Consider the following 15,113-nt stretch of genomic DNA (forward strand, 5'->3'; position numbering starts at 1 on the left):
TTTTGTTTAATGGAGTGAATTTTATAATTATCAAAACCGAGCTACATATAGTAATTCACTGGTGAGAATAATGATTGGTGAATCCTTAAATGGTGTAGAAAAAACATTATTTGTTTAGTTAAACTAATAAAGAAATACCACCATCTACAATAATTGTTTGCCCTCTAATCATTGAAGCATCATCAGATAATAAAAACATGACTGCATTAGTTAAATCAGTTGGGGTAACTATTCTCCCTGCCGGTGTTCTATTTGCTGCATTTTCCAAAATTTCTTCACGGTTTGGAAAATGAGTTAATGCATCTGTATCAACAGCTCCACCTGAAACAGCATTTACTACAATGTTTTTTGCAGCTAATTCAACTGCTAAATATCTCGTTAAAGCTTCAAGTGCAGCTTTCGAAACTCCGACCACAGTATAATTTTCTAAATACCGAATAGAGCCTAGTGAACTTAACGATACAATTTTCCCGCCACCTGTTTTTTCCATTCTTCGTGCAGCTTCTTGCGCACAAAATAGAAGAGCTTTACTATTAATATCCATTGTCCAGTCCCAGTGAGTTTCTTCTAACTCCATTATAGGCCTTAACACACCAGAAGCAGCATTGTTAACAAAGACATCTAACCGCCCAAAGTGCTCATCGATTTGAGTAAACATTTCTTGGATTTTTTCTTTTTTTCCAACATTAGCCTTAACAAGTAGTACATTGCTTCCTAAGGCTTCTAGCTCTTTTGCAGTTTCAATTGCAGCTGTTTTATTTCTTGCATAATTAATGACAATATCATAACCTATACTTGCTAATCGAAGCGCAATCTCTTTTCCGATCCCTCGACTGCTACCTGTTACAAGTGCAACTTTTCGTTCCATATATAAGCCTCCTACAAAGTATGTACATCAAACATTATACCGAATACTTATTATTGTTACTACAAAGACTAGAAAAGATGAGAAAAACTCATCTTAATTAAATAACGGTTCGCCTGAGGAGGGAATTGTTCATGTATGTTGGCCGTGATATGACTGAGCTCTCAATGATGTCTAAAAAAGAATGGACAGATAAAGAATTAGCTTATTTTCATCGAAACTTACAACAGGTGGTTCCTTATTTAAATGCTGAAGGCGTAACAATCCACATGGAAATCGTTAAAGAAATTATGTCTCGAGGCAGCATGTCTCAGGAAGACGAAGCAAGTTATGAGCACGGGTCAAGAGTTCATTTTGAATAGTTCAAAATGAAAGAGCTTGCTCCACAATAAAACTAACCTTAAATCAGTGGGGGTTTCCTTCATTTCCCACTGACTGTTAGTTTAACTCATACCACAGGCATAAATAAAAAGTATAGATTTCTATCCTTAAAGGTTGAGTTTTAACTCAGCCTTTTTTTATACTAATTTGGACTATAGTTTTATTTATAAAAAGATGGAAGCTTAAAACAGGCTAAATTTCTATATTTATAAAGGGGAGAAATCCATGTTTGATCCGACAATTTATGAAAATTTAAAGGTTGTATTGGAGGGGAAAATTTATGAGCGCGATTTTAATAATGAAATAATTATTGTAGATCGGCAAGACAACATTGACCTAGCGTCAATGTCTCGTCAATATGTTATTACTTTCTCGATAAAAAGTGGCTCAAAGAATTATCAAGCTAAAGTAAAACTAAAGGCTGATTCTAAAGACCTCTATGGTGAAATCTTAGAAAAAGAAACAATAAGTAACTGTGGGTGCCATTTAATGCTTTCTTTAAATGGTCCATTAACAAACATTTCTTCAAACCCCCAAATAATCAAACAAATGTTAGAGAACAAATGGAATAAACGACCTATAATAACTCAAGAAATATATTACACTTGGAATCCAAACGAAGCTCATCAATATTTTTTAAAAACCATCTTAAGCTTCGATCGAAAAATTAATGAAGATCATATAGATGATTTCGATCAAATAATGAATCTTCTAATTGAGTCTCTACTACTAGTGGAAAAAATTAATACAAACCCTTGACGAGAGCTTTTCTTGCGATAATAATGAGTAATAATTAATTTCACAAAGGACTGGTAAATATGATTAATCACTCAAAAAGGTTAGCTCCTTTATCAACTGGGATTTTTAATCAACTATTGCAATATAAACAAGAACAGTTAGACCTCGGAGTTGATATCATCGACTTAAGTATCGGTAGCCCGGATTTGAAACCACCTACTTTTGTCACTAATACACTTTCTACCTCTGCTTTAAACACCGATTTATACGGTTATGCCATTAACAGTACATTAGAATTCAAGGAGGCCGTAACTCATTACTATAATCGAAAATTTAATGTTACGTTAAAAGGAGCAGAAGTTCTGCAACTTATGGGTTCACAGGACGGTTTAGCACATTTAGCTTTAGCTTACTTAGATCCAGGAGATATCGTGATAGTGCCTGATCCAGGTTATCCAATCTATTCTGCGAGTGTTCATGTTGCTGGCGGTAAACTTTACCATATGCCTTTAGTTGAAGAGGCTGATTACCTACCATCTTTAGAACAGATCCCAGAAGAAGTTTGCAAAAAAGCAAAAATGCTTATAATTAGCTACCCAGGAAATCCAATCCCTGCTGTAGCTAGTGAAGATTTTTTCAAAAGCTTAATTGAATTCGGAAAAAAACATGAGATATTAATTATTCATGATTTTGCATATTGCGAATTACTTTATGACGGTAGAAGACCGTTAAGCATTTTATCGATACCTGAGTCCCGCGACATAGCCATCGAGTTTAATTCACTATCCAAGAGCTTCAACATAGCGGGAAGTCGTATAGGTTACTTAGTTGGGAATGCAAATTTACTCTCTCCTTTAGCAATACTAAAATCTCATTTTGATTACGGAGTATTTCTACCCATTCAAATTGCTGCAACAAAAGCTTTAAATGAGGGCGATCAATTTTTAGAAGATCAAAGAAAGACATATGAAAAAAGACGAAATACATTTGTAGAAAGTTTATCAAACGAGGGATGGCAAGTAAAAATTCCTGCTGGAGGCATGTTTATTTGGGCTAAAATACCCGATGGATATACATCTTTTGAGTTCACACTTAAAGCTATTGAAAATGGTGTGGTTGTTACCCCTGGCGATGCTTTTGGTACTCATGGGGAAGGTTATATTCGAATTGCCCTCGTAGAAAGTGATGAACAATTACGAAAAGCAGCAAAACGGTTGAGTAGTATATACTAAAGGGGTATAAATCATGAATAACTTACATAACTAAGTTGGAGGAGGAGCAAAAATAACTGAGTTTAAATCGTGTAAATTGACGACGAAGATCGCACAAAAATAATTTATCATGCATAATCTACTCAAAATCGTGCATAAACCAGTGGAAATCGTATATAACTGAGTTCGGATTGCGCACAAATGCTAGAAAACACGTTTTCAAAACAATAGTACGAAATTACATTGAAGATCCTTTTCATTTTAAGAAAAGCGCAAGCGCCTTGGTCACGAGCGAGAGGCACTGGAAGGCCTTTGACAGAAGCCGCTCTTTGGCTTCCGAAAAGGACTGAAGTGACCGAGCTCGTAGGCGCTGGAGCTAGACAGTTTCTAAGTTAGAAATTTTATACTTTCTTACCTTGCAAAAAAAATTTCTACCAATAACAAAAGTAAAATGGCGGTAATTAGGACATACTCAATTGGTAGAGGTGATATAAGATGAAAGGCTTACATGTAAAATGGTTTACTGAACTCGAACCAATAAGAGAACCAATTGAAAATATACTTACATTGAACTTCTTTTTGGTTTCTATATTAATCGCAGCCTTTTTGGCAATTTTACCGCAAATCATTCCTTATATTATGCAGCTTAAAATTGTAAAAGCATTTGACAAAAAGTTATCAACTTTCGAACCATACACAGGTTTAATCTTAAAATACGGAACTGCATTTGCGATCATACTACAACTTTTTTGGGACTCAATTTTAGCTCCTGAAATCCATTTGACAGCATTCTCTTTGATCGTTGCCATAATTGTAGTTATTGCGCTACTGATTCCTCACCATCTCGCAACTAAAATTGGCGCAATAGGAATAATCATCCTATTTATGGATGCATTATTACATATAGGTTGGTTTAATACATTAGATTATGCTTTTTATTTAGCCATTGCTTTTGCTCTATTTACTCAAAAAACAAAGTGGGATAATTTCGGGATGCCCGCCCTCTATCTTGGAACAGGATTATCTTTATGTTGGGTTGCAGTAGAAAAGTGGGTATACCAGGAAATGAGCATTGATATTATTTTGAATCATGCTGTTCCTACGTTTGGATTTGAACCTGTAACTTTCGTAATTATCAGTGCTTTTATTGAATTTGTTGTCGGGTATCTCCTTATTGTAGGGGTTTTAAACCGATTATTAGCTCTAGTACTTACGTTAATATTTGTTACTACAACGATGTTGTTCGGGCTACTTGAAATAATTGGTCACTTCATCATTCATATAATATTAATTACATTTATCATAGAAAATACAAGCTTTTATAATCCACCTGTTCAAATGCACAAACGAAAAATTGATCAAATTATTTTTATTTTTTTAAACTTTCTCTTTGTGTTAGCGACTACCTTGCTCGTTTATTATCGTTTTGCTTAGAGAGCTTCTAGCTTCACTAGAACATCGGAAGTTTAGATGGAGTCTCAACTCCACCTGAATGGAAGTTCCCACCTACGCCTAGAGGTGACCCTTAATTACAAATCAGTTTGATTAAGATGATAGAGTGAGTTTTATAATCTAAAACTGTTTCCGGTTGAGTCGTGACATGAAATCTATATTATGAAATTCATACATAAATGGGAATTTACGTGAGATACGTCTACATAAATTCCCATTCTAATTCCTCTATATTTAACTGAACCTCAATCAGTGGAGTTTTCCTTCATCTCACCCCACTGATGAAAGTTTTTCTAAATCGAACCTTTAGGGGCAGTAAGTCCCCCACCAAAACTTATCGAATTTGTTAAGTATTCTAGGTGGGATTCCTACTGCACTATAGAGTGGGATAAAGCTGTTCCGCAACAAGACAATTTTCTAAAAATTTGACTTCGACTGACCACCATCTACATTAAGTGTAGCACCTACAACCCATGATGCTTTTTCTGATGCTAGAAATAGAACAACGTTTGCTACTTCCTCAACAGTACCGAATCTCCCTGATGGGATTTCTTTTTCCACAAAGTCATTTATTTGTGTAGGATTTGCTTCAAGTCGTTTCTGCCAGTTACCTGTTTGGTGAAGGATAGAGCCAGGAGCAACACCATTGACTCGGATCCCTTCCTTAATAACTTCATCAGCCAAGGACTTAGTAAATGAAATCATAGCTGCCTTTGCACTATTATAAGTAGGTTTACCTCCAGATTCGCGTCCAAAAATAGATGATATATTTATGATTACACCTTGTCCTTGATTTTTCATTATTGGAACAGCCAGTTTACTAAAATGGACAGCGGAAAAATAATTTAAGTTCATCGCTGATTCGAAAAGTGAAAGATCTGTTTCGACTGTGGTACTTCCATTACTTCCCCCAACATTATTAATAACAATATCTACTGTTCCAAAATCATTAATTAATTGACGGAAAATATTTTCACGATCTTCACTAACAGATAAGTCACCTTCGTAATGAGCATCTAAGTCAAGTTCAATACTAGCTTTTTCTAAATCTTGCTTCGTCCTTGCAGCAATGGCTACTTTTGCTCCTTCTTCTTTAAAAGCTTTGGCAATTGCTTTCCCAATCCCCTTTGAAGCACCTGTGACGAATACTACTTTTCCTTCTAATTGTAAGTCCATAATTAAATTTCTCCTTTCAAGCAATGATTCATTATTTTTTGATGGGAAACTGGAAAAGGATATGCCTTTATCTCTGAACTAGATACCCAAACAGATCGTTCATTCTGTTTTTCACCACTACTTAACAACTCCACTTCAAAAATCTTAATATCCCACTTTAGGTGTGAAAAAACATGGTCAACATGGAAAATTTGTTCACCAATAATGGTGTGTAAGGAGAATTCGGTTAACAAAAAGTCTGTTAATTGCTTCTCAATAGGCTTTTCATCATTAATTTCAAGATTGGGGAATTCCCATAAATTTGCTAATAGACCGACGCTTAGACGTTGATGAATAAGAACTTGCCCATCTTTATTTTTTATAAAAGCACAAGCCATTTTTTTCTCTTTTGGTTTTGTCTTTTTTGCTTTAATAGGAAGTTGAGTTTGTACATTTTCTTCATATGCTTTACAATGCTTTTGAACAGGGCATATCGCACACGAAGGCGTAGTAGGGGTACAAATTAATGCTCCTAGTTCCATCAAACCTTGATTAAAAGCAGACGGATCATCTTTACTAATAAGTATTTTTATTATTTCTTCAATATTTTTTCTAGTTTTTTGCTTACTAATATCATCATAGCTAGCAATAATACGCGAGATTACCCGCATGACATTACCATCTACAGCTGGCTCCGGGATATCAAACGCAATACTCAGAATTGCTCCTGAAGTATATGGACCTACCCCTTTTAACTTAGATATTTCTGCTTTAGAGTTCGGTACCACTCCACCATAACTTGTATGGACTTCTCTTACAGCTGCTTGTAAATTTCTTGCTCTAGAATAATAACCTAATCCCTCCCAAGCTTTTAGAACATCCCCTTCATCTGCCAAAGCTAGGGCGTCAACAGTAGGAAACTTTTTAATAAACCCATTAAAATAAGGAATTACAGTTTCTACTCTAGTTTGTTGAAGCATAATTTCTGATACCCAAATCTTGTATGGATCCTTATCCTGGCGCCAAGGTAAATCGCGTTGATTTCCTTTAAACCAACTAATTAAATCATTTCGAAATTCTTTCACTGATGCCATATTATCTAGTTGCATTTTTGCTCCTCTATTCTTGAATTTGCTTTGTTTGAAATGCCCAACAGTTTAATCTATCTAGTCCACCTTCTATATACTTATCTAACTGACTAAAAATTGGGTGTTCATAAGATTTTCGTAATTTTTTCAATGCTTTATAATGAGCAATATTTGGAACTTGAAACATTTCCACATATAAATTTGGTTGATCTGTTGAAACAAACCACTGTATATTTTCTGCACTATACTCCGGTANCTTTCTTATGACTTCTTGCATAACAGATTCGTATTGATCAACTTCTGTCTCATTAATTTTATATTCTATAAAAATTTGTAAATTTAATTTATTCATATTGTAAAACCCCTTTTTAAACTATATAATTTCGGGTAAAACTAATATAAATTAGAAGAAGATGTTGATACTATGATGAGACAACGTCAATTTTTAACGGAGGTGCAATCACTATTGGATACTGGTACGCATGTTGTTATGGGCATTGCTGTTGGATCCATTGCAACGTTAGACCCTGTTGTAGCAAATGACCCTTTATTGGCACAAACTATCATGCTAGGTGCCTTAATTGGATCGCAAGCACCTGATTTTGATACAGTACTTAAACTAAGAAATAATGCTAAGTACATCCGCAATCATCGCGGTATTACTCATTCGATTCCCGCTGTTGTTCTTTGGCCTATTTTAATAACTGCAGCCTTAGCTTTTTTTATTCCGGGTGTTAATTTACTCCACCTTTGGGCGTGGACATTTTCAGCAGTTATTCTGCATGTATTTGTCGACATTTTTAATGCCTACGGAACTCAAGCTCTATATCCTTTTAAAAAGAAATGGATAGCCTTAGGTGTTATTTATATTTTTGACCCATTTATATTTATTTGCCACATAGTAGCAATAATTTTTTGGCAGATTGGTTTCCATCAAGGATATACATTTCTGACTCTTTATTTCGTCTTAATTTTTTATTATGTTTGGCGTTTTTATGCACGTAATAAAGTATATAAACTAGCAATGAAAGAACATCATGATGCTACTCATGTTTTTATATCACCATCGTTTAAATGGAGAAGGTGGCATGTTGTTATCAGAACAAAGGATATGATGTATGTTGCACAAGCAGAAAAAGACCAAATAAAATATCATGAAAGCTACCCTTTTGAACCAATACCAAATACTCCGATCATTAATGCTGCAAAAAAAGATGAAAATTTATCTGCATTTTTATCTTTTTCTCCATCGTATCGTTGGGAAATTGTTGATGAGGGTGATCATCAAGAAGTTCGTTTTATAGACCTTCGTTATCGTAGTAAAGGTCATTATCCATTCGTTGCCATTGTAAAGCTTGACAATAACTACAATATTTTAAGCTCATACACTGGCTGGATATATAACCAAGATACGTTAAAGAAAAAATTGGAGTTTGCTACTGAATAAATGGTAGCAACTCTTTTTTTCTACACCTACTTTAGCAAATGCTTGAACTTCTCATTTTTTGACGCGAACTGATGAAGATACGCACCATAATTTTGAATAAATTGTTTTACATAGCTTTCTGTGACCTCTTGTCCTTCATAATCATGTCCAGCTTTTGCTCTAGTGGCTTCAAAGTCTTCCCATAAAGCTTCCACCCAATTCCGAGCTAACTGGTCATTTAGGTCACAATTTTTTTTCATTAATAATTTTGCTAAACGCTCAAATCTTTCTTCCATACAAACTATCCTTTACTAATTATTTTTAATTCCAGAAATTTTTCACACGTGTTAGTTCAGCCAACTTTTACTACTAATAATCCTTCATCAAAAACTCATACTAATAGCGTACCGCTTTGAAAGGAGGTTTCACCAAATGCGTAATAAAGAAAAAGGATTTCCTAATCGAATGTCTTTCGACGGAGAGCCGCGAGCAAAAGTAGAATATTCTTCTAAAAGAGCCGATGGCACAATTAAAGATCATCCACAAGAAAGAATGATGAACTCTAATCAAAATCGAAAGTAACTATTTAGAAATCGTTGTTTGGATTATTCTAGGAGGTGCTTATCTTGGCAAAAAATAGTAAGGACCATCGAGCCCACTATCAAGATCCGTTCCAATCTCCACGTGCAAATCCAAAACATGCTTTTATGCAAGTGAATGGTGAAACTGAACAAAGTCTTCACAACTACGTTCTTCAAGTTCAAACACGAAAAAGATCGTAGAGGTACAGGGCTACTCATTCGAATACTCCAAATGTAGTAACTGATTTACTACAAATAGGGTACCTTATGGGTAGCCTTTTTGTTAGTTAGTTTACTTTTCTAGGTAGTAATGAAATTGGAAAGGCTTCTTCCTCACTCTCATGACCAATTCTATATCCCCAAGCGAAAATACCATTCATATGCGATATATGAAATAACGAGCCGTCATTTAATTCATAGGTCTCTCCTGCCTTAAAGTCATCAGGATTTAATAAGTATGACCTTGCCATCGTAATTTTACGTTCATAGACTGCCAATTCATTTATCATACCCATTTGTTCAGCTTTCTTTGATTTATCATTTAATTTTATGATTTCTTGGTGTAATTCGAACTCCGTCATTTGACTATAACGTTTCTCCAATAAAGACCACTCCCATTTAATGAATTTCAAAAAACAGATATTACTCAAGTAAAATACTCTATCTAGTTGAATTAGTGCTTTATCATGTCGCTCGAATAAATGATGAGATTCACTCCATTGAAAAAATATATAAAGTTTAATTATATCTGATTTTACATAAACACAAAAACTTTCATTACTTGATCAGCATATAAATTCATAACTTTTTTCACAAAAGTACAAAGGTGCACACTTTCTAATAGCTACTTTTTCTATCCTACACACAAATTTCCTTTATTTACTTTGAAAAAATTTCATTTTGACTAGGAATTTATTCTTCTTGCACGATTTGGTATACACTTGCTGCTTTTAAAAGTTCACTTTTCCCACTCCCATATACTTACGTGTTTCTGAACTTCACTAGCCGTTTTTCTATTCTAATTGGATACCGTATTGTATTTCGTTACTCAATCTCTACTTATTACTTACACATTTCACTTGAAGAGATCACTTCACTCGTAGCGATTTACTAAAAAAACACACGGCATCTGCATATACAGTCGCTGTGTGTTCATTTCATATCTAAACTAAATATGCCAATATCAAACCAATTAAACCTGAAAATAATGAGTAGTAGAACATTGGTCCAAGTGTCATTCGAATAATCATACCTTCTTTTCCTAATAAACCAACAACTGAGGCTGCGGCTACCACATTTAGTACACAAATCATATTTCCAGCATTGGCACCTAATACTTGCATACTAAGCACAATTGTTGGATCTACTGCTATTTGATCAGCGACACTAAATTGGAAAAGTGAGAACATCATATTGCTAAATGTTGCACTTCCAGAAATAAATGACCCTAAGGCGCCTATTAAAGGTGCCACTAATGGCCAAGTCCCCCCCATTAAAGCTGAAGCAGTATTTGCCAGTTCAATCGGCATACTTTGTAAGTTTGCATCATTTAATCCAGAGTTAATGAAAATACGGACCATTGGAACTGCAGTAAATAAAGCAATAGCACTTCCTACAATTGCCTTCCCCGACAATGAGAAGGTTCTTGCTAACTGATTAGTACTCATACTATGGACAAAAAATGTAATCAATACTACAAGAATAAAAACTGTTCCAGGTAAATAAAAGGGTTGAAGCGACGTCCCAATATTAGTCCCTAAAATATTGTTCCAAGTAATGCTAAAGCTCAATAGCCACTGTTTTAGTCCTATTGCCTCTATCCTTGTAAGTACAAGAAAAAGACCAACTAATAAATATGGGATCCAAGCAACTAATAGTGGTAGCTCTTTTTTCATTCCTTTCTTTTTTACGTAAGGTGCTTCACTTTCTTCTTCCCGTCCAATCCATGATTGAAGCCAATTAGCTTTTTGAGGGAAATCCCATGATTCTTTCGGTAATAAAAATCCCTTTTTAGCTGCCGGTACGACAATGATCAAACCAATTAAACCACCAAATATTGAAGGGAATTCTGGTCCTAAAAAGGTTGCTACAAGGAGCGCTGGAATTGTAAAGGCTAAACCAGCAAATATAGCAAATTTCCAAATTTTTAACCCTTCCTTAAACGTACGATTTTCACCAAAAAACTTTGTTAATAATAAAACCATTATTAATGGCATTAGCGTTCCTACAAAGACATCTACCCTCATTGCTTGAGCACCAATGATATGCATGTAATCTAGCATATTCATATCACCTAAATACGGTTGAACGATAGGAGCAATAATTGATCCTTCTTGAAGACCTTGATTTACCCCTACAATTATTGGTGTACCAACAGCTCCAAAGGATACAGGGCTACTATCAGCAATTAACGCTAACACAACTGCTGCTAATGGCGGGAAACCTAACGCAACCAATAATGGTGCACATATTGCTGCTGGAGTTCCAAAGCCCGCTGCTCCTTCAATGAACGCTCCAAAAAGCCATGCAATAATAATTAATTGCACACGACGATCCGGTGTAATTCCTAAAAAACTGTTTCGAATCGTATCAATCGCACCACTAATTTTCAAGGTATTTAATAGTAAAATTGCCCCGAATACAATGTATAAAATTGAAACACCAATGATAATTCCCTCAAGTGAAGCAGCCAACACTTGGATAACCGGAACTCTCCAATAAATTATAGCTAATATAGCTGTTGCCAAAAGGCTTATTGGCATAGCTTTCACAGCTGGTATTCTTAAAATAACTAAAAATAATAGTACAGCAATTATTGGTGTAAGTGCTACTAAAGTTGTAATCATAATTATGCTCCTTTTTCTACACAAAGTTATCCTAAATTTCAGAGTCCATAAAAATTTGAATTTTATGTTCCTAATACTATTAGCTTGTCCTAAAAGGAAAAATAAAAAAGCAGAAAATTTCTGCTTCCCCTAAACATATTTATTTATCTTTCCTTAGACAAACTCTTCAATAAATTTTTCAATTAAATCGACTGTAAATCCACGGCGATATAAGTATTGTTTTATTTTTTTCTTTTTCTCCCAACCATCTTCATTTTTATATTTTCTCAGCGCTTTTTCACCTTGATAAGTTACAGCATCCCACTCAGCATCAAAATCCTCTACCGTTTCTTCAATTAATTTCTGTAATGCATGTTGTGCAATTTCATAAGTAAACCCTTTAGATAATAATAATAGTTTCATCTTATTATAATATTCTGTTCGTGAAGTCCGCTTAGTATTCAAGTTTTTTTTCAGTAACAATGTACTAGCTTTTTCTATTTGATCTTCGAAAGTGTACATCTTTAAACTTTCAGTAATTTCTACATTACTTATTCCTTTCTCAATTAATTCTTTTTTTACAAGTTCTGGACCTTTGTTTGTTAAATTAATCCTCGAGCGGACAAAAGCATTAGCAAATTCAGCGTCATTTATGTACTTCTCCTTGATTAATCGATCAACTACAATAGAAATAACTTCTTTATCAAACTCTTTTTTTATTAAATAATCAAACACTTCTTTTTTTGATCTCATACGATAAGATAAGTAATTTAAAGCATGGTGATATCCATTCCTTATCATCTCTTCATGAGTAATTTCAGTTAATAATTCTTTTGTTATTTCCAACCCTTTTCTAAGTTGGAATGTAACCAAAACTCCTTGATCGACACTAAATGCATATTGTTCTCCATGACCATCATCTAGAAATATATTGTAACGTTCTAAATTTTTCTTTTGGGTAGTTATTTTTGAAATCACTGCCACATCCATCACTTCCCTTGCTAAAATTAATAGTATCTTTTCGTACACAAAAAGTCTATTGGAGGTAAATTATGAAAATTGTTATTGCTGGTGGAACTGGTTTAATTGGCGCTCATTTAGTTAAAAAACTAGCTCATGAAGGACACCATATTTATATATTAACAAGAAATGTTCAAAATAAGAAAACAAACATGAACACCACCTACGTAAAATGGTTGTCGAAAGATTCTAAAACAGAACAACAATTAACCGATATTGATGTATTCATTAACCTCGCTGGTGAAACTATTAATAGAAGATGGACGAAAAAGCATAAAGAACGTATCTTACATAGTCGAATTGAAGCCACTAGAAAATGTATTTCATTAATGAAAACACTGAACAGACTACCAAAAGTATTTTTAAACGCTTCTGCAATAGGCCTTTATGGTACATCACTGACCGATACATTTACAGAAAATAATCAACTGGTTGGAGACGATTTTCTATCATCGGTAGTGCAAAAGTGGGAAAAAGAAGCATTAAAAGCAGAATTGCTTGGCGTTCGAACCGTTTTACTACGTTTTGGCGTCGTTCTAGCAAAAGAGGGTGGTGCATTAACGAAGATGTTACTCCCTTATCAACTACTAATTGGCGGAACAATAGGTTCTGGACGCCAATGGGTTTCGTGGATTCATATCGATGACGCAGTCAACATGATTTATTTTGCTATAAATAACGAAAATATTAACGGAGCATTAAATATAACAGGACCAGAACCGATACAAATGAGCTCTTTCGGAAAAGCTATAGGTACCACATTACAAAAGCCTCATTGGCTTCCCGTACCATCTTTTCTTCTCAAGATACTATTAGGTGAAATGAGCACCCTTGTACTTGATGGACAAAAAGTATTACCTAATAAATCAATGAACCAAGGCTATCAGTTTACATATTCTAATATAAATGATGCCTTAAAAAATTTCACATTAGATTAATGTGCTTGGGGATCTATCTCCAAGCACATTTTGGTGGAAAGGAGTTTAGATATGGAAATACTCATTGAAAATGCAACAATTTACCCAATTACCTCTGAAAAAATACAAAAAGGTTCATTATTAATTAAAGATGGGAAGATAGTTGCCATAAAAAATTACATTGAACCTACATCTAATATGACAGTTATAAATGCTGAAAATAAATATTTACTCCCTGGTTTCATAGATGCTCATACTCATCTTGGTTTATATGATGAGGGAACAGGGTGGGCTGGAAATGATGCTAACGAAACGATTGATGCTCTAACACCTCACATTCGTGCCATTGATGGTGTGTACCCATTAGATATCGGTTTTAAAGATGCTGTCAAATATGGTGTTACAACGGTGCATGTCATGCCAGGAAGTGCAAATGTGATTGGTGGGACTACATCAGTAATCAAAACTGTGGGAAAGAACATTAAGAAAATGATTTTAAAAGAAAGAGCAGGATTGAAAATCGCCTTAGGGGAGAATCCTAAGCGTGTTCATAGTAATTCTAATAAAAATGATATTACTCGAATGGGGATCATGGGAATGCTTAGGGAAGTTTTTTATCAAGCTAAGCGAAATCAAAACAAAAATGATCTTCGAATGGAACCTATCATTTCTGCGCTTAATCGCGAAATACCTGTTAGAATCCACGCTCATCGTGCTGATGATATATTAGCTGCAGTTCGTTTTGCCCAAGAGTTTCAATTAGATTTGCGAATCGAACATTGTACAGAAGGTCATTTAATTGCAGAGGAATTAACTGAGTATCCATTGCAAGTAACAATTGGGCCAACATTAACAAGGCGTTCTAAAATTGAATTAAAAAATAAAACATGGGACACGTACCGAGTACTTTCTGAACTTGGCATAAACGTATCAATTACCACTGATCATCCTTATACACCCATTCAATATTTAAATATTTGTGCATCTATTGCTGTGCGAGAAGGTTTACCAGAAAAGAATGCTCTTGAAGGTATAACAATTAATCCAGCAAAAAATTTAGGTGTCGCAAATCGTGTTGGTAGCTTAGAAGCTGGGAAAGACGCAGATGTTGTGCTTTGGAGTCACCATCCATTTCATTACATGGCCACCCCAATTTTCACCATAATAAATGGGGTAATAATTTACAAAAAAAACATATAAAAAAAGGTTCCATTTTTATACGAATTCTATTATGATGATATAGGATTTTGAAGTATTCACAAAAATTTGTAAGTTATTTTACGTTTTTGTGCATATAATTAACCAATAACAACATATTTGACAATATTTCATGATTTATTTGAATTTTTCAAGTTTTATTACAACAGAATATGCAAGAATGGGAAGGCAATTGGTTGCGCCACCAGATTACTGGTCCTAGTGGGTTCGATTCCCACCCCGAATTTGATACGAAA

16 protein-coding genes are annotated in these 15,113 nt (G+C 34.5%); 9 read left to right on the forward strand and 7 right to left on the reverse strand.

What is annotated here, in order from left to right; all coding sequences use genetic code 11:
* Positions 1-118: 118 nt before the first annotated feature.
* A complete protein-coding gene (gene fabL / locus BKP37_RS01795; RefSeq protein ID WP_071307990.1) occupies positions 119-868 on the reverse strand; it encodes an enoyl-[acyl-carrier-protein] reductase FabL in 750 nt (249 codons plus the stop codon).
* Positions 869-999: 131 nt separating this feature from the next.
* On the opposite strand from fabL, the gene BKP37_RS01800 reads away from it, so the two are divergent.
* The 4 genes from BKP37_RS01800 to BKP37_RS01815 all read left to right on the forward strand — a co-directional run bounded on the left by BKP37_RS01800 (position 1,000) and on the right by BKP37_RS01815 (position 4,629).
* Entirely contained in the window at positions 1,000-1,227 is a 228-nt protein-coding gene (locus BKP37_RS01800; RefSeq protein ID WP_071307991.1) for a cytosolic protein, read from the forward strand.
* A gap of 244 nt (positions 1,228-1,471) precedes the next feature.
* Complete coding sequence (locus BKP37_RS01805; protein ID WP_071307992.1) at positions 1,472-2,005, forward strand: hypothetical protein; 534 nt, start codon at positions 1,472-1,474, stop codon at positions 2,003-2,005.
* Between the two features lie 59 nt (positions 2,006-2,064).
* Entirely contained in the window at positions 2,065-3,216 is a 1,152-nt protein-coding gene (locus BKP37_RS01810; protein WP_071307993.1) for an LL-diaminopimelate aminotransferase, read from the forward strand.
* Between the two features lie 474 nt (positions 3,217-3,690).
* On the forward strand, positions 3,691-4,629 hold the full coding sequence (locus BKP37_RS01815; protein ID WP_071307994.1) for a DoxX family membrane protein: 939 nt from the start codon (positions 3,691-3,693) through the stop codon (positions 4,627-4,629).
* A gap of 435 nt (positions 4,630-5,064) precedes the next feature.
* Here BKP37_RS01815 and BKP37_RS01820 read toward each other — a convergent pair whose 3' ends face one another.
* The gene (locus BKP37_RS01820) at positions 5,065-5,823 is read right to left on the reverse strand and encodes an SDR family NAD(P)-dependent oxidoreductase (RefSeq protein ID WP_071307995.1); all 759 of its coding nucleotides are present in this window, start codon (positions 5,821-5,823) and stop codon (positions 5,065-5,067) included.
* A 2-nt stretch (positions 5,824-5,825) separates the two neighbouring features.
* On the reverse strand, positions 5,826-6,911 hold the full coding sequence (mutY, locus tag BKP37_RS01825) for an A/G-specific adenine glycosylase (protein ID WP_071307996.1): 1,086 nt from the start codon (positions 6,909-6,911) through the stop codon (positions 5,826-5,828).
* A gap of 445 nt (positions 6,912-7,356) precedes the next feature.
* Between mutY and BKP37_RS01835 the strand changes: the two genes are divergently transcribed.
* On the forward strand, positions 7,357-8,337 hold the full coding sequence (locus tag BKP37_RS01835) for a metal-dependent hydrolase (RefSeq protein ID WP_071307998.1): 981 nt from the start codon (positions 7,357-7,359) through the stop codon (positions 8,335-8,337).
* Between the two features lie 26 nt (positions 8,338-8,363).
* Here BKP37_RS01835 and BKP37_RS01840 read toward each other — a convergent pair whose 3' ends face one another.
* On the reverse strand, positions 8,364-8,612 hold the full coding sequence (locus BKP37_RS01840; RefSeq protein ID WP_071307999.1) for a YfhJ family protein: 249 nt from the start codon (positions 8,610-8,612) through the stop codon (positions 8,364-8,366).
* Between the two features lie 136 nt (positions 8,613-8,748).
* Here BKP37_RS01840 and sspK point away from each other — a divergent pair, with 136 nt between their 5' ends.
* Together sspK and BKP37_RS19015 are read left to right on the forward strand one after the other, a co-directional pair.
* Positions 8,749-8,898 (forward strand): small, acid-soluble spore protein K, encoded by a 150-nt coding sequence (gene sspK / locus BKP37_RS01845; RefSeq protein ID WP_071308000.1) that lies wholly within the window; start codon positions 8,749-8,751, stop codon positions 8,896-8,898.
* A gap of 44 nt (positions 8,899-8,942) precedes the next feature.
* The gene (locus tag BKP37_RS19015; protein ID WP_084034499.1) at positions 8,943-9,098 is read left to right on the forward strand and encodes a YpzG family protein; all 156 of its coding nucleotides are present in this window, start codon (positions 8,943-8,945) and stop codon (positions 9,096-9,098) included.
* Positions 9,099-9,184: 86 nt separating this feature from the next.
* Here BKP37_RS19015 and BKP37_RS01850 read toward each other — a convergent pair whose 3' ends face one another.
* From BKP37_RS01850 to recX, 3 genes are all read right to left on the reverse strand, one after another.
* Entirely contained in the window at positions 9,185-9,499 is a 315-nt protein-coding gene (locus BKP37_RS01850; protein WP_071308001.1) for a YfhH family protein, read from the reverse strand.
* Between the two features lie 561 nt (positions 9,500-10,060).
* Complete coding sequence (locus BKP37_RS01855) at positions 10,061-11,743, reverse strand: L-lactate permease (RefSeq protein ID WP_071308002.1); 1,683 nt, start codon at positions 11,741-11,743, stop codon at positions 10,061-10,063.
* Positions 11,744-11,896: 153 nt separating this feature from the next.
* Positions 11,897-12,706, reverse strand: coding sequence for a recombination regulator RecX (recX, locus tag BKP37_RS01860; protein WP_071308003.1), 810 nt, complete (start codon positions 12,704-12,706; stop codon positions 11,897-11,899).
* A 68-nt stretch (positions 12,707-12,774) separates the two neighbouring features.
* Here recX and BKP37_RS01865 point away from each other — a divergent pair, with 68 nt between their 5' ends.
* Together BKP37_RS01865 and BKP37_RS01870 are read left to right on the forward strand one after the other, a co-directional pair.
* Positions 12,775-13,680 (forward strand): TIGR01777 family oxidoreductase, encoded by a 906-nt coding sequence (locus BKP37_RS01865; RefSeq protein WP_071308004.1) that lies wholly within the window; start codon positions 12,775-12,777, stop codon positions 13,678-13,680.
* A 51-nt stretch (positions 13,681-13,731) separates the two neighbouring features.
* Entirely contained in the window at positions 13,732-14,859 is a 1,128-nt protein-coding gene (locus BKP37_RS01870; protein WP_071308005.1) for an amidohydrolase, read from the forward strand.
* The last annotated feature ends 254 nt before the right edge of the window (positions 14,860-15,113 follow it).

Source organism: Anaerobacillus alkalilacustris (genome assembly GCF_001866005.1).
GTDB lineage: Bacteria > Bacillota > Bacilli > Bacillales > Anaerobacillaceae > Anaerobacillus > Anaerobacillus alkalilacustris.